This window comes from Pseudomonas mosselii (genome assembly GCF_005796105.1).
In the GTDB taxonomy this organism is placed as follows: Bacteria; Pseudomonadota; Gammaproteobacteria; order Pseudomonadales; family Pseudomonadaceae; genus Aquipseudomonas; species Aquipseudomonas mosselii_C.
In genome coordinates this window covers 279,305-301,328 of record NZ_VAUO01000007.1, presented here as the reverse complement: position 1 = coordinate 301,328, position 22,024 = coordinate 279,305, and the positions used below count along the sequence as shown (strand labels likewise).

The window sequence follows — 22,024 nt, the reverse complement described above, 5'->3', positions numbered from 1 at the left end:
TCTATGTACGCTGATCGTATTGTCAAATTTGGAGAGCGATTCCAGGGGCGGCTAGATTCTACGCTGCTTCAGGGAACATTAGATTATGTCGGATATAATGAAGAGAGTCTGGCTTTCGAGATTTTGTGTGACCATATTTGCGAATATGATGTATCTATAAGTGATGAGGAGTATACCGAGGCTATTCAATTGGCCTTGGGTATGGGGTTATCTTTAGAAGAAGGGCCATTCAAGCATCTGAAGGGCTTGAAGTCATAGATTTACTATTGGTGCAAAAGCAGCAGGAAATGCTACGTCTCATGCGGCTGGTGATATTCGTTTCTCACAGAACACAGTGTCGTTCAGTAAGGCGGATCGAGTTAGTGGCACTCAATATACCTACGACAACCTGGTTCAAAGTATGCGAGCCAATGGTTGGAAAGGTGATCCTTTCGATGTGGTGAAAATGCCCGATGGAAAGCTGACGAGTATGGATAACACCCGTATAGCAGCAGCTAGAGAGGCCGGAATTGACGTAAAAGCAACTGTGCGAGGTTTCGACGATCCTTTAAGAGGGTGTAGACAAAATAAAGTAAGCTGCTTGCCCCTTGCCTACACAGCATTGCACCATGCCTAAAACCGGACGCCCGCCCGTAATCGCTGCGCAGCATTACCCTCTGCTGACCAGACTCGCTCATACGCAGCCCTATTCCAGCCAAGCCGAACTGGCGAAAGCATTCCATGCCGAAACAGGCATCACCGCTCATCCCGACACCTTTGCCAAAGTGCTCAAGCTGGCCGGGATCGTTCGTATAAAGGAACGAGCCAAAGGTAGCTTCCAGCCATCCGAGCCTCGTAAGTCTTATGGTTACACCGAGGCCCACCGGCGCCAGTTGCCGGAACAGCGCTACCCCAGTTGTCTGACGGACGCAGAATGGACGCTGGTCGCTGATTTGTTTGAAGTCTCGGGAGGCCGTGGCGTGCCGCCTCGTCACTCCCGAAGGACGCTTTTGGAAGCGTGCTGTTATGTCGTGCGCACGGGATGCTCATGGCGAATGCTGCCTCACGAGTTTCCGCATTGGGACAACGTCTACAAGACCTTTCGACGGTGGAGCGCTCAGGGCAAGTTTGAGCAAATGCACGACCGGCTTCGTGCCCAGTGGCGAGAGCGGATGGATCGTGATGAAAAGCCGTCAGCCGCTGTTCTCGATTCCCAGTCAACTCGTAGCTCTCCCCAAGGCGGAGAAAGTGGGTACGACGCCGGCAAAAAGGTCAAAGGGCGCAAGCGAAGTCTGGTCGTTGATACCCTGGGCTTGCTCTTGGCAGTGAGTATCAGTGCAGCCAGCGTGCAGGATCGAGACGCGGCGGACGACGCGGTGACATCCTCGATGGGCAAGTACCCATCCGTGAATACTCTGTTCGTTGACAGTGCCTACGCCGGAAAGTGGGCACAGCGGACGCAGGACATTCATGCTGTCCAGGTACAGGTCATAAGAGGACCGAATAATCGCCGTACCGGGAAATGGCATTCAGAACAAGGCGACCTGTTCGCGCCAGCACCAGCAACGAGTGGTTTTGTGGTTATGCCCAAACGCTGGGTAGTGGAAAGAACTCACGCATGGAATGAGCGAGCCAGGCGGCTGATCATGCACCATGATCGTTTGCTCGATGTAAGTGCGGCATGGGTATGGCTGGCTGAGGCTCGTATGCTGGCTCGTCGGCTTACTACTTGATTTTGTCTACACCCTCTTAGAGAATCTTTGTTTATAGGGCCATCGGGTAAGGCTGCTAATTTTCAAAGTACATTCCAAGTTCTTGATGACGGAACTCGTAAACTCAGCGCAGTGATACCGCTTCACTGAGGAGGTTGTAATGAAGTTTCCAGATGCAAATGACTTTTTGGAGGAGTTTGGTATGGAACCTGTGGAGGTTGATCCTACCTTGGCTCTATGTCGGTATACAAAAAAATCAAAAAATAGTGAGATTGAAGTTGATGTGTCTTTTAGTGCTGTGATGAAGTCTTTCCAGATGGTACTGAGGCTTTCTATGCAAGAGCTGGCAGTTGTTTCTTCGGAAAATGTCAAATCGATTGAGCTGGTGCGGGATGGTTCTGGGGCTGGAGTTCATGTTGTATTTGATATTTGCGAGTCGATTTCGGAAGCCAGAGTGATATTTGAGCCAGAGGTCAGCTGCCGATGGTGGACGTTGCGTAACGTTTAAAATGGGGCAAAAGCGAGTACGACACCGCGTACTCCACTAGGGAAACTCCGAGCAAGTTACTATTGCCTGCTGCGGGAGAGGTGCGCCCGTGAGGGCAGAAAACCAAGGCTATGCCTTGGTTTTCCAATAATCAGCGGCTGAAAATCGGGGTTTTCGGCATCTCCAAGCCGTCCATTTCCGGCTGGTGGGTAACTTGCTCGGAGTTTCCCTAGACGCTATGCCTGTTTTGGACATGGTCAAAAAAAGAAGCATGTGCTGGAAGTGAGCTTGCTGCTGTTGCAGGAAGACCCGGACGACGGGGTGGCGCTGGGTAATGTCGCCTGTCATCTGATGGACAGCATCTTCTCTGGTTGGCTGGTTGGCTGTTATGAGCTCGTCCAGCCTTACATGCCGGGGTTGTTGGACAGAATTGACCTGGCCATCTCCAGGCAGGACGACTTTGGCAGCGATTTCGATCTGCATATGGCTCGCCTGCACAAGTACCGCAGCCTCGGTGCCTAGGCGATGCAGGAAGCGCAACAGACGCTGCGCTTTGCTCAAGCCTGTGACTGGATGCTCAAGTCCGCCACCCTCTCCAACTGGGGCAAGGCAGGTTTGCAGACCGCGTTTCTGGACGAATACCTGGCGCTGTGCGTGCTTGCCCAACGTTATGCCGAGGGTATCTCGGCGTATGAGCAGCATCAGGGTGTTCCGACTGACAAACGCCTCACTCAATCTCCGCGACGCTTTGCCTATGAACTGTGCAGGGCCAAGGCGCAGGGAGACGTCGATACCCAACCGTTCTACGCCCTGGGCCAGAAGGTGCTCGCTGCCAATCTGGAGCGTAACTGGCTTGGTAAAGGGCAGGTGGCGGTGTCGGTGATCTGGCTCAATCTCGTGCACGGCACCCTGGGTGGCAAACAGGCGCCTCTTGAGGCGGTGCTGGCGGCGCATGCCGACATGCCAGGGGGCGAGGCGCCTTTTTAGGCAGTGCCTGGGCAGTCTGCGCAACCGCTAGGCCTCATCGGTGCGCGTGACTCGCTGCTTGCAAAGGCGTTTGGAAACCGTCTGACGGCAGAAGATCAGAAATCGCGCAATAAACGTTTGCGAGTTTATATTGTGCGCAAAATATAGTGGCGCACATATATCAGCGATGCTGAGAAAGTGGCGCTTGCGTTCCATCTGACAGGCGCAGAAAAACCTGCGGCAGACGCGCTTGATCCAGACATTTGAAGGGCGGTGATACGAGGGGGGGAGGTGGCGCACTCGGCGGGATTCGAACCCACGACCCCTGCCTTCGGAGGGCAGTACTCTATCCAGCTGAGCTACGAGTGCACGGGGCGCATCATACCCATCTGTTCCTGTGGCGTCCATCGCCTTGATCTGTAGCCTTTTTCTCCCGTACAAGCCGGCTGATGGGGCAGGCCTGGGTGGCGGCGATGGGGTCTAAAGATAGGTGTGCTCTCGCGGTCTCCCGAGAGCGTGGCGCAAGATGAGGCTGAGCCAACGCAGGATCGAACGCAAGATTTGCCTCTGCGTCTAACCTCCTCATGCCTCCTGGCTGGCTTGCCCGCGAAGGGCCGAAGCGGGGATTTCAGACGGGGTGTTCAACCATTCGTTCTTTTTTTCGAACAGCCTATTGTCCAACCCCCCAGCAGCCGCTTAGCATTCCGTTTGAGATTTCAAACGCTCGGCACCCAGGCGTCGAACACCCTGGTGCACGAATTCCTGACGGCCGCCGCCTTTTGGCGGCGCCTTTTCAACAATCAATAATTCGCAGTAAAGGGAAGCCGACATGCAGCTCAAAGACGCTCAGTTGTTCCGCCAGCAAGCCTTCATCAACGGTGAGTGGCTGGATGCGGACAACGGTCAGACCATCAAGGTGACCAACCCGGCCACAGGTGAAGTCATCGGTACGGTGCCGAAGATGGGCGCCGCCGAAACCCGCCGCGCCATCGAAGCCGCCGACAAGGCCCTGCCGGCCTGGCGTGCACTGACCGCCAAAGAGCGTGCTGGCAAGCTGCGTCGCTGGTTCGAGCTGATGATCGAGCACCAGGACGACCTGGCCCGCCTGATGACCACCGAGCAAGGCAAGCCGCTGGCCGAAGCCAAGGGCGAGATCGCCTACGCCGCTTCGTTCATCGAGTGGTTCGCCGAAGAAGCCAAGCGCGTCTATGGCGATGTCATCCCAGGCCACCAGCCGGACAAGCGCCTGATCGTCATCAAGCAGCCGATCGGCGTTACGGCCGCCATCACCCCCTGGAACTTCCCAGCCGCGATGATCACCCGTAAAGCCGGCCCGGCCCTGGCTGCCGGTTGCACCATGGTGCTCAAGCCTGCTTCGCAGACCCCATACTCGGCCCTGGCCCTGGTCGAACTGGCCACCCGCGCCGGCATCCCGGCTGGCGTGCTGAGCGTGATCACCGGCAGCGCTGGCGAAGTCGGCTCCGAACTGACCGGCAACTCCCTGGTGCGCAAGCTGTCCTTCACCGGCTCCACCGAAATCGGCCGCCAGCTGATGGAAGAATGCGCCAAGGACATCAAGAAGGTTTCCCTGGAACTGGGCGGCAACGCGCCGTTCATCGTGTTCGACGACGCCGACCTGGACAAGGCTGTCGAAGGCGCGATCATCTCCAAGTACCGCAACAACGGCCAGACCTGCGTCTGCGCCAACCGTATCTACGTGCAGGACGGCGTCTACGACGCGTTCGCCGAGAAGCTCAAGGCTGCCGTGGCCAAGCTCAAGATCGGTAACGGCCTGGAAGAAGGCACCACCACTGGCCCGCTGATCGACGGCAAGGCTGTGGCCAAGGTTCAGGAACACATCGAAGACGCCGTCTCCAAAGGCGCCAAGGTGCTGTCCGGTGGCAAGCTGATCGAAGGCAACTTCTTCGAGCCGACCATTCTGGTCGATGTGCCAAAAACCGCCGCTGTCGCCAAGGAAGAGACCTTCGGCCCACTGGCGCCGCTGTTCCGCTTCAAGGACGAGGCCGAAGTCATCGCCATGTCCAACGACACCGAGTTCGGCCTGGCCTCGTACTTCTATGCCCGTGACATGAGCCGAGTGTTCCGTGTCGCCGAAGCCCTGGAATACGGCATGGTGGGTATCAACACCGGCCTGATCTCCAACGAAGTGGCGCCGTTCGGTGGTATCAAGGCGTCGGGCCTGGGCCGCGAAGGTTCCAAGTACGGCATCGAGGACTACCTCGAAATCAAATACCTGTGCCTGAGCATCTGATCCGGCACTGAACAGGTTTTACCTCTGCCAGCGGGGCGCGAGAGCGACGTCTCGCTGGTCTTTTTGACACCGCAGTACCTGGTGGCCAGGGCGTTCACGGCAGTCGATCAACGAATACTGTTCGCGAACCTTCCAGCCACCCCCGAATAAAAGCGCCGTCAGCGTCGGCGCGAATGAGGGCATTATGAGCAAGACCAACGAATCCTTGATGCAACGCCGTGTCGCCGCCGTCCCACGTGGTGTTGGCCAAATTCACCCGATCTTCGTTGAAAGCGCGAAGAACTCGACGGTGATCGACGTTGAAGGCCGCGAACTGATCGACTTCGCTGGCGGCATCGCAGTACTGAACACCGGCCACCTGCACCCGAAAGTGGTTGCTGCTGTTCAACAACAGCTGACCAAAGTCAGCCACACCTGCTTCCAGGTACTGGCCTACGAGCCTTACGTCGAGCTGTGCGAGAAGATCAACAAGCTGGTCCCAGGCGACTTCGACAAGAAGACCCTGCTGGTGTCCACCGGCTCCGAAGCCGTTGAAAACGCTGTGAAGATTGCCCGTGCCGCCACTGGCCGTGCCGGCGTGATCGCCTTCACTGGCGGCTACCACGGTCGCACCATGATGACCCTGGGCCTGACCGGCAAGGTCGTGCCGTACTCCGCGGGCATGGGCCTGATGCCAGGCGGCATCTTCCGCGCGCTGTTCCCGAGCGAGCTGCACGGTGTCAGCGTTGACGACGCCATCGCCTCGGTCGAGCGCATCTTCAAGAATGACGCCGAGCCACGCGACATCGCCGCGATCATCCTCGAGCCGGTACAGGGCGAAGGCGGCTTCCTGCCTGCGCCGAAAGAGCTGATGAAGCGCCTGCGCGCGCTGTGCGACCAGCACGGTATCCTGCTGATCGCCGACGAAGTGCAGACCGGTGCAGGTCGTACTGGCACCTTCTTCGCCATGGAGCAGATGGGTGTCGCGCCTGACCTGACCACCTTCGCCAAGTCCATCGCTGGCGGCTTCCCGCTGGCCGGTGTGTGCGGCAAGGCCGAGTACATGGACGCCATCGCCCCGGGCGGCCTGGGCGGCACTTACGCCGGTTCCCCGATCGCTTGCGCCGCGGCCCTGGCCGTCATCGACGTATTCGAGGAAGAGAAGCTGCTGGACCGCAGCAAGGCTGTTGGTGAGCACCTGACCGCTGGCCTGCGTGAAATCCAGAAGAAGCACCCGATCATCGGCGACGTCCGTGGTCTGGGCTCGATGATCGCCGTGGAAGTCTTCGAGAAAGGCACCCACACCCCGAACGCCGCTGCCGTTGCCCAAGTCGTGGCCAAGGCACGTGACAAGGGTCTGATCCTGCTGTCGTGCGGCACCTACGGCAACGTCCTGCGTATTCTGGTTCCGCTGACCGCCGAAGACGCACTGCTGGATAAGGGCCTGGCCATTATCGAAGAGTGCTTCGCTGAACTTGCTTGATGTGATGCGCTTCTGAAAAAAACCCGCCTCGGCGGGTTTTTTTTTAACTGTTTGAGGGCAACTGGCGCTAATGTTGTACGAGGAATCTGAGGAAGCTGCGACGGATCGCGCGTCATAACTGGAGAAACGCCATGAGCGCCGCCGACCCTGTACCCCCTTGCGTGCTGATCGCCGAAGGCGATCCGTGGGTGCGTGACATGCTCAGGGAAATGCTGCTGAGCGTACGTTGCGACGCTCGGCTACGGGTCTGTGCCGATGGCTCCGAGGCCGTTAGCGCGTTGGCTACCCAGCCTGATTTGATCATCGCTGCCCGTGAACTGTCCGGCGTCGATGGCCTGGACCTGCTGCGCAAGGTGCGCACCAGCGGTGAGCACGCTGCCTTGCCGTTCATCCTGCTCAGCAACCGTACCGACAGCGCCAGCGTACGTGAGGCATTGCCGCTGCACCCCACGGCGTATCTGAGCAAGCCGTTGGATATGGACAACCTGCGCAAGCGCCTGGAGGGCTTGCTGCTGGAGGTGGGCGAGTCTGTCGCCTGCCCGGTCCCGGCGTTGGCGCCGGGCGTGAAGCTATCGGGTTTTCTTGAGCAACGCCGCGCTACCGCCGACGGCGGCCCGTTGTTCGCCGATGTGCAGGTGGCGATCAAGCGTGCGCTCAATCCCCAGGGCCTGAACCTCAAGGTGCTTGAGCAAGAGATCAGCGGCGACCCGCAGATTACCGGCGTCTTGATCGCCGCAGCCAACAGCGCCGCGCTGCACCGCGAGGCCCCTGTGCAAACCCTGTTGCAGGCGTTGAACAAGCTAGGCAGTACCCAAAGCATGAATTTGATCCTGGGGTTGACCCTCAAGCGCAGCGCGCGCCTGAGCGACCCCTTGTTGTCGCAGCATGCCGCGCATTACTGGAACCTCTCGCTGCGCACGGCCGACTACAGCCGCACCTTGGCGCGCCAGCTGGAAGTGGACGAAGGGCGCTGTTATTGCGCGGGGCTGCTGCATTGCCTGGGCGACCTGGCGGTGTTGCGCACCCTGCAGGAATGGCGGCTGGCAGGTGGCGAGCTGGACGAGGATCAGGTCCAGCTGTCGCTCAACGAGTTCGGAGCACCATTTGGCTCGGCCTTGCGTACCCGCTGGCGCTTGCCGCTGAGCCTGCGTGAGCTGATCGCAGCGGTGTACCAGTTGGGTGGCGGGGTGTATTCCCGCGAGATCCTGGCAATGAACCTGGCCGGTCAGTTGGCGCGTCTGAAACCCAGCGAAGGGTTGGAGAAGGTGGCCAGTAGCAAGACGGCGCGGCTGCTCAAGATCGGTCTGCCGGAGCTGACACGCCTGCGCAAGGTCGACCCCCATGCGGTGGCCGAGGAAGAGGCGGCCAAGGCCAGGCTGGCCGTTGAAGAAGAGGCTGCGCGGTTGGCGCAGGCAGGAACGCCGGAGATGGCTGAGGTGCCGGTCGAGGCGGCGCCAGGGGAGGCTGAGGGCAAGCAGGTGTGAGCGTTGCAGCCCATCGCCCTCAGCCCAGGACGATCTGGTTCTTCCCCTGCCGCTTGGCTTGGTACATCGCCGCATCGGCGCGGGCGAACAAGCTGTCCAACGCCTCGTCCTGGTCATTGAGCCCGGTCAGGCCCTGGCTGACGGTTACCCCGTAGGTCTGCTGCCCGTGACTGAAACTCAGGCGCTGGATCTCGCGCTGTAGGCGTTCGGCGATCTGCTCGGCCACCTGCGCAGTGCAGCCAGGGAATACCGCAGCGAATTCCTCGCCGCCAATACGCCCGAACAGGTCGCCACGCCGCAGCACCGCCTTGCCGCTGTCGGCAATACGCTGCAGCACTTGGTCGCCTTCCTGGTGGCCGTAGCTGTCGTTGATCTGCTTGAAGTCATCGATGTCCAGCAGCAGGAAGGCCAGCGGCGTGCCGTCTTCGCGCGCATTGTCGAACGCTTGCTGGGCGCATTCGAAGAAGTGACGGCGGTTGCTGCTTTGTGTCAGTACGTCAGTGGTGGCCAAGCGTTGCAACTCGCCTTCAAGCTGCTTTTTCTCGGTGATGTCTTCAGCGATGCCGACGATGATCACCCGCGAGTCGCCTTCGCGTTGCTGGTTGATGTAGCACTTGTCGCTTAGCCAGCGCACCTCGCCGTTGGCGTTGAGAATACGGTACTCGCGGTCCTCGACCGTACCTTTGACCAGCACCTGGGCCAGGCTGCGCTCGGCGTACTCCAGATCGTCCGGGTAGATCGCGTCGCGCCACTCGTTGTAGTCGGCCAGCACCAGGCTGGCCGGGCGGCCGAAGATGCGCTCGAAGGCTGGGCTGACATACAGCACCTGGCGGGTCTCCCAGTCGAAGGCCCACAGTACGGCATTGACGCTGTCGAGCAGCGAGGAATACAGCTGTTCGCGCTCGCTCAGCCGCGCCACCTCACCTTGGGCGTGGAGCAAGGCGAGCAGGGTCTGGGCCGCTTCGGGGCGCGGACTGGCAGTGTGTGGGTGGTCTTTGGCCATGAGCACGGAGCGTTTCTCGACGAAGGGCGTGCGGCCACGGTCCGGCCCGCCACGCTAGGCGATATGCCGAGTTGGAGTCGTATCTCAGGCGGGAAGTTCCGAGCGGCATGCCCCGCAGCGGAGCATGCCGATCAACGGCGGTTACACCCCGGTGGGGCGCAGCGAGTAGGTTTTGAGCTGTGCGGCGAACTCGCGCAGAGACTGGATACCGCTGGCCTCGGCCTCGTGCACCCAGTCTTTCATGGCCGCGAGCATGTCGTGGCCGTTGGCGCTGGTGCGGGCCCAGATCTGTTGCAGGGCCAGGCGTTTCTCATAGATGGTCGTGAGCGCCTGGCTGTGGGCCAGGATCGACTCGATACGCACGTGATGACGGTCCTGCAGCAGGCTGGTCTCGCGCGACAGCAGGCGCTTGGCCCGGCGGAAACGGTGACGCACCGAGGCGTCTACCTTGCCCAGCTCCTGTTTCACCAGCGGGCCGATCACCAGCTTGCGGTATTGCGCCATGATCTGGAAACGGTTGTTGAGGATGGCCATGGCCGTGTCCATGTCCAACGACGCCTTGCCCTCGACGCGGTGGGCGATGGGCGCGACCCGTTGCACCTTGGCCAGGTGCAGCAGGCTCAACAGGCGGATCCACATCCAGCCCATGTCGAACTCCCAGCGGCGCACCGACAGCTTGGCCGAGTTGGGGTAGGTGTGGTGATTGTTGTGCAGCTCTTCACCACCGATGAGGATGCCCCAGGGCACCAGGTTGGTGGCGGCGTCGCGGCACTCGAAGTTGCGATAACCTACCGCGTGGCCCAGGCCGTTGACCACGCCTGCGGCCCAGAACGGGATCCAGGCCATCTGCACGGCCCAGATGGTGATGCCGATGGTGCCGAACAGCAGCAGGTCGATGACGGCCATCAGCGCGATCCCGCCGAGCTTGTAGCGCGAGTAGACATTGCGCTCGACCCAGTCGTCCGGGCAGTTCTTGCCGTAGATGCGCAGCGTCTCTGCGTTGCGGGCCTCTTCACGGTACAGCTCGGCGCCTTTGCGCAGTACGGTGCCCAGGCCCTTGTGCACAGGGCTGTGCGGGTCATCCGGGGTTTCACACTTGGCGTGGTGCTTGCGGTGTACGGCGGTCCACTCGCGGGTGTTCTGCGCCGTGGTGAGCCACAGCCAGAACCGGAAGAAATGCTTGAGGCCCGCGTTCAGCTCCAGCGCGCGGTGTGCCGAATAGCGGTGCAGATAGATGGTCACGCTGACGATGGTCAGGTGAGTCATCAGCAGGGTGACGCCGACCAGTTGCCAGGCCGACAGATCGAGCAGACCGTAGTACCACATGCTTATGAAGACCCTCGGAAACACAGGGGAAAATCGCCGGTTATTATCCCTTGGCAGGGAAATAAAACCAGTCGCGCTTTTTGCTAAGAAGTCACAGGATGATTCAGCCTTTATAATCCCCCTTCCTTTTCCATGGGCTCATCCACCCGACATGTCTGTTTCCGTTCGCGACGCCTTGCGCATGGCTGCGCTCTACGTGGTGCTTTCGATCCTCTGGCTGGGGCTGTCGGAGCTTGTGTTGCAGAGCATGTCCGAAGATCCACTGGCGCTGACCGTAGGGCGGCAGATCAACGTGGTGGTGTGGGTGCTGCTCAGTGCTGCGCTGATCTTCGTCTCGCGTGTGCGGCTGCTCACGTTCATCGGCATCGGTGCCCGCCTGCGCAGCGCGGACCGCGAGCGCCTGCGCATGGCCGCAGCGGTATTCGACAGTACCTTGGAAGGTGTCCTGGTGACCGACCGCCACGGTCTGATCGTGCACGTCAACCGGGCGTTCATGCGCATCACCGGCTACCAGCAGGACGAGGTCATCGGCCAGCGCCCGAGCAAATTCAAGTCTGGTCGTCACGGCGCGTCGTTCTATCAGCAGATCTACGCCACGCTCCACGCTACGGGCGAATGGAGCGGCGAGATCTGGAACCGCCGCAAAAGCGGCGAAATCTACCCCCAGTGGCAGACGATCCGCGCCATCCGCGACGACAATGGCGAGCTGAGCCATTACGTGGCGGTGTTCAGCGACATCAGTGCGATCAAGCACAGCGAGCAGGAACTGGCCTATCTGGCCCACCACGACCCGTTGACCGGGTTGCCCAATCGCCTGCTGTTCAGCGACCGCCTGGAGCAAGCCCTGGCGACGGCTCAGGCCAACAAGCGTGGCTGCGCCTTGCTGCTGCTGGATCTCGACCATTTCCAGAGCATCAACGATGGGCTCGGCCACCCCATCGGCGACCAGTTGCTCAAGCGGGTGGGCGAGCGCCTGCGCGAGGCGTTGGGTAACAGTGTGACGCTGGCGCGCCTGGGCGGCGACGAGTTCGGGGTGCTGGCCGAGAACTGCCAGCAGGTGGGCCAGGCCGGCAAGCTGGCGCAGAGCATCATCGAGCGCCTGCGCGAGCCATTCAACTGCGATGATCATCGACTGTTCATCAGTGTCAGCATCGGCATCAGCCTGTTCCCAAGCGATGCGCTCAGTGGCGAGCAACTGCTGCGCAATGCGGACTCGGCGTTGTTCAAGGCCAAGAGCAGTGGCCGCGCCTGCTATGCCTTGTACACCGAAGAGCTGACCGCGCACGCCCAGCAGCGCGTGGAAACCGCTGGCGAGTTGCGCCGGGCGCTGGAGCAGGATGAACTGCGGGTGTTCTTCCAGCCTGTGCATGACCTGTTCAATGCCCGCATGATCGGTGTCGAGGCACTGGTGCGCTGGCAGCATCCCCAGCGTGGGCTGGTGCCGCCGGGCGACTTCATTCCGGTCGCCGAGCGCACCGGGCTGATCGCCGAAATCGACGCGTGGGTGCTGCGCCAGGCGTGCCAGCAGATGGTCCAGTGGCAGGCCGAGGGCAAGCAGCTCGACTTCGTGGCGGTGAACATCTCCAGCCGCCTGTTCGGCCAGCACGAGCTGTACCGCCAGGTGGCCGACGTGTTGCACGAGACTGGCCTGGCCCCGGCGTTACTGGAAATTGAGGTGACCGAAAGCGCCGTGATGGAAGACCCGGAAGTGGCGCTGGAGCAACTTCACCGCCTGCGCGAGTTGGGCCTGAACCTGGCCATCGATGACTTCGGCACCGGCTATTCGTCGTTGCTACGCCTCAAGCGCATGCCGGTGCAGAAGCTCAAGATCGACCAGGGCTTCGTCGCCGGGCTGCCACATGACGAGGATGATGTGGCCATCGTCCGGGTGATCATCGCCCTGGCCCGCAGCATGGGCATGCAGGTACATGCCGAGGGCATCGAACAGGCCGAGCAGGCGCGTTTTCTGCTGGAGCAACAGTGCCAGCTGGGGCAGGGGTATTGGTTCGGACGGCCGGTGCCGGCGCAGGAGCTGCACTGGGGCTGAGGATCTCCCACAGAATTGCGCAAAGCCAGAATCCAGCGCTGCACCTGTAGGAGCGGCCTTGTGCCGCGAACACCGGCAAAGCCGGTGCCATCCACCGAGTCGCCTGCTTCGCGTTAGTCCGGCACTCCGGCAAGCCCGCTTCCACAAAGGCCGTGTTAAATCAGCGCTTGTTCAACCCCTTGGCCAACCGATCCCCCCCCAACTGGATCACCGCCACCAACGCCACCAGCATGACGATCACCGTCAGCATGATCTGGCTGTCGAAGCGCTGGTAGCCGTAGCGGTAGGCAATGTCCCCAAGCCCCCCGGCGCCGATCGCTCCGGCCATGGCCGAGGAGTTGATCAGGGTCACCAAGGTGATGGTGAAGCCGCCGACGATCCCCGGCAGGGCTTCGGGCAGCAGCACGTGCCAGACAATGTGCCAGCGTCGACAGCCCATGGCCTGGGCCGCTTCGATCAAACCGTGGTCGACCTCACGTAGGCTGACTTCGGCTATGCGCGCGAAGAACGGCGTGGCGGCGATGGTCAGCGGCACCACCGCCGCCCACACGCCGTAGGTGGTGCCAACCACCAGGCGTGTGAAGGGGATCAGCGCGACCATCAGGATCAGGAACGGGATCGAGCGGAACAGGTTGACGATGGCGCCCAGTACCCGGTTCAGCACCGGGGCTTCGAAGATGCCGCCCTTGCCACTGGTGACCAGCAGCACCGCCATCGGCACCCCGACCAGCAACGCGATCAGCGACGACACGCCGACCATCAGCAAGGTGTCGAGCAAGCCTTGCAGCAGTCGATCAATCCACATGGCCAAGTACCTCCACATCCGTGGCCCAGTGGCGGGCCCGTTGCAGCAGTTGATGGGTATCCAGCGGCGAGCCGCGTACCGATAGGATCAATTGCCCGAGGGCGTGGTCGCCGATGGTCTCGACGCCGCCCTGGAGCAGCCGTACTTGGCCGCCCAGCGCACTGAACAGACTGCTCAGTTCGGGTTCGCCGAGCACGCTCAGGCGCAGCACGAGCGCCGCATCCTGGCTGATCGGACTAGCCCGCAGGCTGGCCTGCAAACTCGCCGGAAGCTTGGCCCGCAGCGGCGCCAGCAAGGTCTGGGTGACCGCGTGGCGCGGTGCACCGAACACCTGCCAGACCTCGCCTTGCTCGACCACTTCGCCACGTTCGAGTACCACCACGCGCTGGCAGATGTCGCGGATCACCGCCATTTCGTGGGTGATCAGCACCACGGTCAGGCCCAGGCGCTGGTTGATGTCGCGCAGCAACTCGAGGATCGAGGCGGTGGTCTCCGGGTCGAGCGCCGAGGTGGCTTCATCGCACAGCAGGATCTCAGGATCATGGACCAAGGCCCGGGCGATGCCGACACGCTGCTTCTGCCCACCGGAAAGCTGCGCGGGGTAGACGTGATGCTTTTGTGCCAGGCCCACCAGCTCCAGCAACTCGCGGACCTTGCGCTGGCGTTCGGCCTTGGGCACGCCGGCCACCTTCAGCGGCAATTCGACGTTCTGCCACACGGTCTTGGCCGACATCAGGTTGAAGTGCTGGAAGATCATGCCGATGTGTCGGCGCAGGGCCACCAGGCGGTCCTCGTCGAACGGCGCGATGTCCACCTGGTCGATCAGCACCCGGCCCTGGCTGGGTTGCTCCAGGCGGTTGATGGTGCGCAGCAGCGACGACTTGCCAGCACCGCTGCGGCCGATGATGCCGAAGATCTCGCCACGGCGGATGTTCAGGTCGATGCCGTGCAAGGCCGGTTGCGTTTGACCTGGGTAGGTCTTGCCCAGGCCGATGAAGCGCACATGGGCTTCATTGACCTCCGGGCGCAGGGCCTGCCCGGTCGCTTTTGCCGGTGCGCTGTGCGGGGAGGGCGCCCGAAGGGCGCTGGCCTGGCTCATTTCAGCCTTCCCAGCCGGCCTGGTAGAGCTTGCCGTGGGCCTTGTCCAGGGCGGCGCGCACGACGGGAGAGTGCTGGTAGATATCGACGAACTTGGCCAGGCGCGGGTCGTTCTTTTCTTGCGGACGAATGACGAACTGGATCACGTATTCCTTGTTCTCCAGGCCATCGAACAGCAGTGCCGAGGTGGCGTCGAAGGTGTTGGCCAGGCGGATGTAGGCCGGGTAGCCCTGCACCAGGTCAGCGTCATCGTAGGCACGCACCAGCTGCACGGCCTCGACCTGGAGAATCTTGATCTTCTTCGGGTTGGCGACGATGTCGTCCTCGGTGGCCTTGTAGCCGACGCCGGGTTTGAGGCTGATCAGGCCCGCCTTGGCCAGCAGTTGCAGGCCGCGACCACTGTTGATCGGGTCGTTGGCGATGGCCACGCTGGCGCCCTCGGGCAGCTCGGCGAAGCGCTTGTACTTTTTCGAGTACAGGCCGACGTTGTTGATGATGCCTGGGGCATATGGCACGAGGTCGAATCCGGCAGCGGCCTTGGCGTTTTCCAGGAACGGGATGTGCTGGAAGTAGTTCACGTCGATATCGCCGCTGTTGAGGCTGACGTTGGGCGCGATCCAGTCGCTGAATTCGATCAGCTTTACCTCCAGGCCTTGCTTGTGGGCCTCTTCCACGGCTGCTTCCAGCGGGATGGCGAAAGCGGCGGTGGTGCCGATTTTCAGCGGCTCGGCGGCCAGCGCGGCGGCGGACAGGCCGAGGCCCAGGGCGATGGCCGCGACGGGCCGAAACAATTTCTCAAGCATGGTGCAGGGCTCCAGTCGGGGCAGTGTGGTCAGTGCGATAGGCCGAGCCGGGGTGTTCGGCAGGCAGGTACGGGTGGTCACTGGCGAAGAGTTTTTCGCGCAGCGTGCCTTGGCTGTAGGCGGTTTTGTAGCGGCCACGGCGTTGCAGTTGCGGTACCACCAGGTCGATGAAGGCTTCGAAGCTTTCCGGGGTGACGGTGCGGGTCAGGTTGAAGCCGTCCAGGCCGGTGTCGTCGATCCAGCCGATCAGTTGTTCGGCGACTTGCTCAGGTGAGCCGACCAGGGTCACGTAACGGCCGCCCAAGGCGTGCTGTTCGAGCAAGCGGCGGCGGGTCCAGGCGTTGTCCTGCAACTGGCGGGTGGCGGACTGGATCGCGTTGCCCTGGCTGAAGCCGATCGGCTCGTCGAGTTCGAAGGCGGCGAAATCGATGCCGGTGGAGGCGGCGAAGTGCGCCACGCCCGCTTCGGGGCTGGCGTGGCGCAGGTACTCTGCATGCAGTGCCTGGGCTTGCTGCTCGGTGGCGGCGACGATCACCGTGATGCCCATGAACACCTTGATCGCCTGCGGGTCACGGCCTGCGGCTGCGGCCGCGGCGCGCACCTTGTCGACCTGGGCGCGGGTGGCGGCCTTGTTCTGGCCGCTGATGAACACGCACTCGGCATGTGCGCCAGCGAAGCTCAGCCCGCGCGTCGAGCTGCCGGCCTGGAACAGCACCGGTGTGCGCTGGGGCGAAGGCTCGCACAGGTGGTAGCCCTCGACCGTGTAGAACGGGCCCTGGTGGGTGACCTTGCGCACTTTGTCTGGCCGGGCATACACCCGTTGGGTGCGGTCGGCGACCACGGCGTCATCGTCCCAACTGCCTTCGAGCAGCTTGTACAGCACTTGCAGGTACTCGTCGGCCTGGTCGTAGCGCCGGTCATGCTCGGGCTGTTCGCTCAGGCCCATGGCGCGGGCGGCGCTGTCGAGATAACCGGTGACGATGTTCCAGCCCACCCGGCCGTTGCTCAGGTGGTCGAGGGTCGAGAGGCGCCGGGCAAACAGGTAGGGCGCCTCGTAGGTGAGGTTGGCGGTGAGGCCGAAGCCCAGGTGTTCGGTGACGGCGGCCATGGCCGAGACCAGCAACAGTGGGTCGTTGACCGGCAGCTGGATCGACTCTTTCAGGGTCACGTCAAGCGACTGGCCATAGATGTCGTAGGTGCCGACGATGTCGGCGATGAACAAGCCGTCGAACAGCCCACGCTCCAGCAGGCGTGCCAGGTCGGTCCAGTAGGCGAGGGTCTTGTACTGGGTCGAGGTGTCGCGCGGGTGGGTCCACAGGCCGTGGTTGATATGCCCGATGCAATTCATGTTGAAGGCATTGAGCAGGATCTGCTTGGCCATCAGATCGTCCCCCGGCGTGGCGGCTTCTCGTCGTTGAGGTAGTAGTTGCCGATGGCGTGGTACTTCCAGCGCACCGGATCGTGCAGGGTATGTACCCGCGCATTGCGCCAGTGGCGGTCGAGGTTGTGCTCGGCCAGGGTGGCCTGGCTGCCGGCCAGTTCGAACAGCGTGGTGCCGGCGGCCAGGGAGATCTCGGTGCTGATCGCACGGGCCTCGGCCACGGCGATGGACGCGGCGGCAACGGTATCGGCATTACTGTCGCGCTGGGCGATGTCGAGGATTTCGCCAGCGCGTTCAAGCAGCGCCTCGGCGGCGTGCAGGCGGATGGCCAGGTGACCAAAGCTCTTGAGGGTCAGCGGATCGTCGCTGGCTTTATCAAGACCCGCGTCGACCCAAGGCCGGCTGCGGGTGCGCACGAAATGCAGGGCATCTTCGAAGGCCGCGCGGGCGATACCGGTGTCGATGGCGGCATGGAGGATCTGCGCCAGTGGGCCAACGGTGGTGGGGCGCTCGAACGCACTGGAGAACGGCACCACGTCCGCAGCGGCCACCGCCACGTTGTCGAACAGCACCGAGCCACTGCCAGTGGTGCGCTGGCCGAAGCCGCTCCAGTCGTCGATTACCTGCACGCCTTGGCTGTCGGCGGGTACGTAAGCCAGGTACTGGACCTCGTGCTCGCCAATCACCAGGGTGGGGATGCGCTGTGCATAGAGCGCGCCGGTGCAGTAGAACTTGCGGCCATTGATGCGAAAACCGTCGCCGTCGCGGGTCAGGCGCGTAGTGCGGTCGGCGGCGGTCTTGGTGCCGATCTCGGCCAGGGCGTTGCCGAAGCGTTTGCCTGCGAGCACCTCGGCGTACAGCCGGCGCTGCTGCTCGGCGCTGCCGTTCACTCGCAGCACTTCCAGGGCGTAGAAGTGGTTCTGCGGGATCTGCCCGATCGAGGCGTCGGCCTGGGCGATGCGGGCGACCACCTTGGCCAGAGTGGCGCTGGATACACCGGCGCCGCCGTGGGCCTTGGGCACGCTGATGCCCCATAGGCCGGTGTGCACGAAATGGTCCAGTTCGGCGTGGGGCAGGCGGCGCTCGCGGTCGCGGATGGCGCTGTCGCGGGACAGTTGTTGGGCGAGCTGATCAGCGACGTCAAGCGCTTGGTAGTCGCTGGTGATAAGGGTTGCTGTCATGGGGTTCTCCGGGGCCATGGGGCCGCGTTGCGGCCCTTTCGCGGCACTAGGCCGCTCCTACAAGGAATCGCGGTTGTAGGAGCGGTCTAGTGCCGCGAAAGGGCTGCAAAGCAGCCCCAGTGCCGAAATCAGATCCAGGAATGGCGAGCGGGCAGGGTGCCGTTGAGGTAATAGGCGCCGACCGCGTGATACTTCCAGCGCACCGGGTCGTGCAGGGTGTGCACCCGGGCATTGCGCCAGTGCCGGTCGAGATTGAACTCGGCCAGGCTGGCGCGGCTGCCGGCCAGCTCAAAGAGCTTTTCGCTCGCTTGCAGGGCGATTTCGGTGGTCAGTACCTTGGCTTCGGCCACGGCGATCGAGGCACGCGCCGCAGCGGCGGCATCGATGGGGCCGGCGTCGACCTCGTCGAGCACGCGTGCGGCCTTGCGCAGCAGCGCTTCGGCGGCGTGCAAGTCGAGCTTCAGGCGGCCGATATCGGCGATCACATAAGGGTCGTCGCTGGCGCGCTCGACATTGGCATCGATCCACGGCCTGGACTTTTCCCGCACGAAGCGGATCGTGTCGTTGATGGCCGCCTCAGCGATGCCTGCGTCGATGGCCGCTTGCACCAGTTGCGATGAGGCGCCCTGGATATTCGGCACATCGCGCTGGCGCCAGTTGTCGAGCACCAGTTCGGCGTCCACTGGCACCTGGTCCAGCAGCACCGTGCCGCTGGCGGTGGTGCGTTGGCCGAAGCCCGACCAGTCGTCGACGATGCGCAGCCCCGGGCTACCCCGACGTACGAACGCCAGGCGTTGGCGGCCGTCGTCGTCGAGGGCTTTGACGGCCACCCAATGGGCATAGAGGGCGCCGGTGGAGTAGAACTTCTCGCCGCTGATGCGGTAGCTGTCGCCCTCGCGGGTGATGCGTGCCTTGAGCGTCAGGGTGTCCTTGGTGCCGCGCTCGGGGCCGGCATTGCCGATGCGCCAGCCGTCGAGCACCGAGCCGAAGATGGCTTGCTTCTGCGCTTCGGTCGCGGTCAGGCGTACCAGTTGCAGGATGCCGAAATGGTTTTGCGGGATCTGCCCGAGCGCGGGGTCTGCGGCGCTGATCAGGCGGAACACTTCGGCGGTGGTCTCGAAGGAAACCTGTGGGCCCCCATAGGCTTTGGGAATACTGATGCTGCCCAGGCCACTGCGGGTGAACTGTTCGATCTCGGCCCACGGTAGCTTGCGTTGTTGATCGCGGCGGGCGGCCTGCTCGCGGGCCAGCTCGGCCAGCTCACGGGCGGCTTGCAGGGCCTCGGCGTCGCTGCGCAGCACCTTGGCCGGCAGCAGCAGGGGCGAGCTGTCGATATCGCTGTCGAGGGGGGTAGTTGGTTGGCTGGACATCAGTGCCGCTCCTTGGCTGCACTCAATGCCCTGGCGTTACGCACTGGGGTGATTGTGATCCTGACCATTCCTGAACCTCACAAAATAGTTGGCGTCGCTGGGGTGGTGGCGACGGACGATTGCTGGTCCGGTGGTCCGGTCTATATACCCTAATGGCTTATATAGATTTTATGAACTAACTCTTTGGAATATGAATAGAAGTCGGGTTGATCAGGTGCTGCGCTGGATTCTGGCTTTGCACGATCCTGTAGGAGCGCCCCCGACGATATGTGCCGTGGCCGAGATCCTGGGGCTGCTACGCAGCCCTTTCGCGACACAAGGCCGCTCCTACAGATACAGCGGGTTGTGCAGGAGGGTCAAAGCGCAGCGGTGCCCAGGAACTTGCTGAGGAATTGCCGCGTGCGCTCCTGCTGCGGGTTGGCGAACAACGCCTTGGCCTCGCCCTGTTCGACGATCACGCCCTTGTCGAAGAAGATCACCCGGTTGGCGACATCGCGGGCGAAGCTCATCTCGTGGGTGACGATGAGCATGGTGCGCTTCTCCTCAGCCAGCCCGCGGATGGTCGCCAGCACCTCACCGACCAACTCCGGGTCCAGCGCTGAGGTGGGCTCGTCGAACAAGATCACCTCCGGCTCCATGGCCAGCGCCCGGGCGATGGCCACCCGTTGCTGCTGGCCACCGGACAGGCGCCGTGGGTAGGCATCGTCACGGCCTGCCAGACCGACCTTGGCCAGCAGCCGACGACCCAGCGCCACTGCTTGGTCGCGAGGGGTCTTTTTGACGATCACCGGCCCCTCGATGATGTTCTCCAGGGCCGTGCGATGGGGGAACAGGTTGAAGTTCTGGAACACGAAACCGGCCTGCTGGCGCAGGCGGCGAATCGCCCCTTGCTGATTGCCCAGTGGGCGGTTGGCATCGATGCTGATATCGCCGATCTGGATCCGCCCGGCGTCAGGGGTTTCCAGCAGGTTCAGGCAGCGCAGGAACGTGGTCTTGCCCGAGCCGCTTGGGCCGATGATGGCCACTACTTCACCGGGCTGCACGGTCAGGTCGATGCCGTTGAGCACGGTCTGGCCCTTGAACTGCTTGGTCAGGCCTTCTACTACGATCATCTCAGTGCTCCTGGTCGTGCTGGTTGACTCGCGCTTCCATGCGGTTCTGGAAGTGCGCGAGGATGCTGCAGAGGATCCAGTAGACCACCGCAACCGCCACGTACATGGTGAACACCTCGAAGGTGCGCGCCGTGATCAATTGCGCCTGACGGAACAGCTCGGGCACCTGGATGGTGGCTGCCAGGGCGGTGTCCTTGACCAGTGAGATGAAGCTGTTGCCCAGCGGCGGCAGCGCGGTACGCAGGGCCTGGGGCAAGATCGCGCGGCGCATCGCCTGGGTGCGGGTCATGCCGATGCTGGCGGCGGCTTCCCATTGGCCACGGTCGATCGAGGCGATCGCGGCGCGCAGGATTTCGCAGATGTACGCGGCCATGTTCAATGACAGGCCAATCAGCGAGGCCGGGATCGGGTCGAGTTCGACACCGATCTGCGGTAGCCCGAAATAGATCACGAACAGCTGCACCAGCAGCGGCGTGCCACGGAAGAACGACACATAGATGCGCGCCAGCCAGTTCAGCGGCAGGATCTTCGACAAACGCATCAGCGCCAGGGCGAAGCCCAGCAGCAGGCCGAAGAACATGCCGCCGACACTGAGCAGCACCGTGTAGCCCGCGCCCTTGAGCAGGAAGGGCGCGGAGTCGACAACAAGTTGCAGGGTTTCAGGAATCATTTGGTGACATCGGCACCGAAGTATTTCTCGGACAGCTTGGCCAGGCTGCCGTCAGCCTTGAGCTTGTCCAGCGCCGTGTCGATGGCCGCCAGCAGTTCAGGTTCGCCCTTGCGCAGGGCTACGCCGCTTTCCAGGCGCGAGAAGGCGTCGCCGGCCAGCTGGGTGTCCTTGGCTTTCTGGGCGTATTCCAGCGCGGCCAGGCGGTCGATCAGGATGGCGTCGATGCGGCCGTTGCGCAGGTCGGCGAATTTGCTCGGGTCGTCTTCATAGGTGCGCACCTCGGCTTGCGGGACGTCCTTCTTCACCCATTGCTCGTAGTTGGTGCCCAAGCCCACGCCGACCTTCTTGCCCGCCAGGTCCGCGGCCTTCTGGATATTCAGCTGGTCGGCCTTTTTCTTCAGGATCAGCGCCTGGATGCCGGAGATGGTATAGGGCGTGGAGAAGTCGTACTTCTTCTTGCGCTCCTCGGAGATGGTGACCTGGTTGATCACCACGTCCAGGCGCTTGGAGTCGAGTGCGGCGAGGATACCGTCCCACTTGGTCGGCTGAATCTTGGCCTTGACCCCCAGTTCCTTGGCCAGCAGTTCCGATAGCTCGACTTCGAAGCCGGCCAGCTTGCCGTTTTCGTCCTGGTAGCTGAACGGTGGGTAGGTGCCTTCGAGGCCGACGTTGATCACGCCCTTTTCCTGGATAGTCTTGAGCTGCTCGCCGGCAGACGCCTGGCTCAGCAGGCCGGCGCTCAGCAGCAGTGCGAGGCTGGCGTTGAGAAGAGGTTTGGCGAATCTGGTCATGTGTGGCCCCGCGCTTGTGGTGAAAGTGGTGGGTGGCAACTATAAGACTGAGCCGTATAGGCCTGGAAATAATAA

Annotated in this window: 20 protein-coding genes and 1 tRNA gene; 9 read left to right on the top strand and 12 right to left on the bottom strand. The window is 62.4% G+C overall.

Going from position 1 to position 22,024, the window contains the following annotated elements; translation table 11 throughout:
* Positions 1 to 3: 3 nt before the first annotated feature.
* The 5 genes from FEM01_RS16560 to FEM01_RS16535 all read left to right on the top strand — a co-directional run bounded on the left by FEM01_RS16560 (position 4) and on the right by FEM01_RS16535 (position 3,165).
* Complete coding sequence (locus FEM01_RS16560; RefSeq protein ID WP_138220567.1) at positions 4 to 258, top strand: MafI family immunity protein; 255 nt, start codon at positions 4 to 6, stop codon at positions 256 to 258.
* 350 nt (positions 259 to 608) lie between these two features.
* Positions 609 to 1,712 (top strand): IS5 family transposase, encoded by a 1,104-nt coding sequence (locus FEM01_RS16550; protein WP_138220565.1) that lies wholly within the window; start codon positions 609 to 611, stop codon positions 1,710 to 1,712.
* 139 nt (positions 1,713 to 1,851) lie between these two features.
* Positions 1,852 to 2,199 (top strand): hypothetical protein, encoded by a 348-nt coding sequence (locus FEM01_RS16545; RefSeq protein WP_138220564.1) that lies wholly within the window; start codon positions 1,852 to 1,854, stop codon positions 2,197 to 2,199.
* Between the two features lie 252 nt (positions 2,200 to 2,451).
* Complete coding sequence (locus tag FEM01_RS16540; protein WP_138220563.1) at positions 2,452 to 2,700, top strand: hypothetical protein; 249 nt, start codon at positions 2,452 to 2,454, stop codon at positions 2,698 to 2,700.
* A 3-nt stretch (positions 2,701 to 2,703) separates the two neighbouring features.
* Positions 2,704 to 3,165: a hypothetical protein gene (locus FEM01_RS16535; protein ID WP_138220562.1), complete on the top strand. Its 462-nt coding sequence runs from the start codon at positions 2,704 to 2,706 to the stop codon at positions 3,163 to 3,165.
* A gap of 271 nt (positions 3,166 to 3,436) precedes the next feature.
* Here FEM01_RS16535 and FEM01_RS16530 read toward each other — a convergent pair.
* Positions 3,437 to 3,513: transfer RNA gene (locus tag FEM01_RS16530), tRNA-Arg, on the bottom strand.
* 460 nt (positions 3,514 to 3,973) lie between these two features.
* Here FEM01_RS16530 and gabD point away from each other — a divergent pair.
* The 3 genes from gabD to FEM01_RS16515 all read left to right on the top strand — a co-directional run bounded on the left by gabD (position 3,974) and on the right by FEM01_RS16515 (position 8,362).
* Entirely contained in the window at positions 3,974 to 5,416 is a 1,443-nt protein-coding gene (gene gabD, locus FEM01_RS16525) for an NADP-dependent succinate-semialdehyde dehydrogenase (protein WP_138220561.1), read from the top strand.
* Positions 5,417 to 5,600: 184 nt separating this feature from the next.
* Entirely contained in the window at positions 5,601 to 6,878 is a 1,278-nt protein-coding gene (gene gabT, locus FEM01_RS16520) for a 4-aminobutyrate--2-oxoglutarate transaminase (protein ID WP_138220560.1), read from the top strand.
* Positions 6,879 to 7,009: 131 nt separating this feature from the next.
* Entirely contained in the window at positions 7,010 to 8,362 is a 1,353-nt protein-coding gene (locus FEM01_RS16515) for a response regulator (RefSeq protein ID WP_138220559.1), read from the top strand.
* Positions 8,363 to 8,381: 19 nt separating this feature from the next.
* Here the strand turns inward: FEM01_RS16515 and FEM01_RS16510 are convergent, their stop codons facing one another.
* Both FEM01_RS16510 and desA read right to left on the bottom strand, forming a co-directional pair.
* Positions 8,382 to 9,365 (bottom strand): GGDEF domain-containing protein, encoded by a 984-nt coding sequence (locus FEM01_RS16510; protein WP_138220580.1) that lies wholly within the window; start codon positions 9,363 to 9,365, stop codon positions 8,382 to 8,384.
* Between the two features lie 141 nt (positions 9,366 to 9,506).
* On the bottom strand, positions 9,507 to 10,691 hold the full coding sequence (gene desA, locus FEM01_RS16505; protein ID WP_138220558.1) for a delta-9 fatty acid desaturase DesA: 1,185 nt from the start codon (positions 10,689 to 10,691) through the stop codon (positions 9,507 to 9,509).
* Positions 10,692 to 10,842: 151 nt separating this feature from the next.
* Here desA and dibA point away from each other — a divergent pair, with 151 nt between their 5' ends.
* Entirely contained in the window at positions 10,843 to 12,738 is a 1,896-nt protein-coding gene (dibA, locus tag FEM01_RS16500; protein WP_138220557.1) for a phosphodiesterase DibA, read from the top strand.
* 160 nt (positions 12,739 to 12,898) lie between these two features.
* Here dibA and FEM01_RS16495 read toward each other — a convergent pair whose 3' ends face one another.
* The 9 genes from FEM01_RS16495 to tcyJ all read right to left on the bottom strand — a co-directional run bounded on the left by FEM01_RS16495 (position 12,899) and on the right by tcyJ (position 21,949).
* Positions 12,899 to 13,543 (bottom strand): methionine ABC transporter permease, encoded by a 645-nt coding sequence (locus tag FEM01_RS16495; protein ID WP_138220556.1) that lies wholly within the window; start codon positions 13,541 to 13,543, stop codon positions 12,899 to 12,901.
* Positions 13,533 to 14,642 (bottom strand): methionine ABC transporter ATP-binding protein, encoded by a 1,110-nt coding sequence (locus FEM01_RS16490; protein WP_138220555.1) that lies wholly within the window; start codon positions 14,640 to 14,642, stop codon positions 13,533 to 13,535. Before FEM01_RS16490 ends, FEM01_RS16495 begins: the two co-directional genes overlap by 11 nt.
* A gap of 1 nt (position 14,643) precedes the next feature.
* Positions 14,644 to 15,444, bottom strand: a complete 801-nt coding sequence (locus tag FEM01_RS16485) for a MetQ/NlpA family ABC transporter substrate-binding protein (protein WP_138220554.1) — start codon at positions 15,442 to 15,444, stop codon at positions 14,644 to 14,646.
* Positions 15,437 to 16,825 (bottom strand): LLM class flavin-dependent oxidoreductase, encoded by a 1,389-nt coding sequence (locus tag FEM01_RS16480; RefSeq protein WP_138220553.1) that lies wholly within the window; start codon positions 16,823 to 16,825, stop codon positions 15,437 to 15,439. Before FEM01_RS16480 ends, FEM01_RS16485 begins: the two co-directional genes overlap by 8 nt.
* The gene (locus FEM01_RS16475) at positions 16,825 to 18,006 is read right to left on the bottom strand and encodes an SfnB family sulfur acquisition oxidoreductase (protein WP_138220552.1); all 1,182 of its coding nucleotides are present in this window, start codon (positions 18,004 to 18,006) and stop codon (positions 16,825 to 16,827) included. The genes FEM01_RS16480 and FEM01_RS16475 overlap by 1 nt, the downstream gene beginning before the upstream one ends.
* 128 nt (positions 18,007 to 18,134) lie before the next feature.
* The gene (locus tag FEM01_RS16470; protein ID WP_138220551.1) at positions 18,135 to 19,376 is read right to left on the bottom strand and encodes an SfnB family sulfur acquisition oxidoreductase; all 1,242 of its coding nucleotides are present in this window, start codon (positions 19,374 to 19,376) and stop codon (positions 18,135 to 18,137) included.
* A 356-nt stretch (positions 19,377 to 19,732) separates the two neighbouring features.
* Complete coding sequence (gene tcyN / locus FEM01_RS16460; RefSeq protein ID WP_138220549.1) at positions 19,733 to 20,488, bottom strand: L-cystine ABC transporter ATP-binding protein TcyN; 756 nt, start codon at positions 20,486 to 20,488, stop codon at positions 19,733 to 19,735.
* A gap of 1 nt (position 20,489) precedes the next feature.
* Positions 20,490 to 21,158 carry a cystine ABC transporter permease gene (tcyL, locus tag FEM01_RS16455; protein ID WP_138220548.1) on the bottom strand — a complete coding sequence of 223 codons (669 nt, stop codon included), beginning with the start codon at positions 21,156 to 21,158 and terminating at the stop codon, positions 20,490 to 20,492.
* On the bottom strand, positions 21,155 to 21,949 hold the full coding sequence (tcyJ, locus tag FEM01_RS16450) for a cystine ABC transporter substrate-binding protein (RefSeq protein WP_138220547.1): 795 nt from the start codon (positions 21,947 to 21,949) through the stop codon (positions 21,155 to 21,157). The genes tcyL and tcyJ overlap by 4 nt, the downstream gene beginning before the upstream one ends.
* Positions 21,950 to 22,024 lie beyond the last annotated feature (75 nt).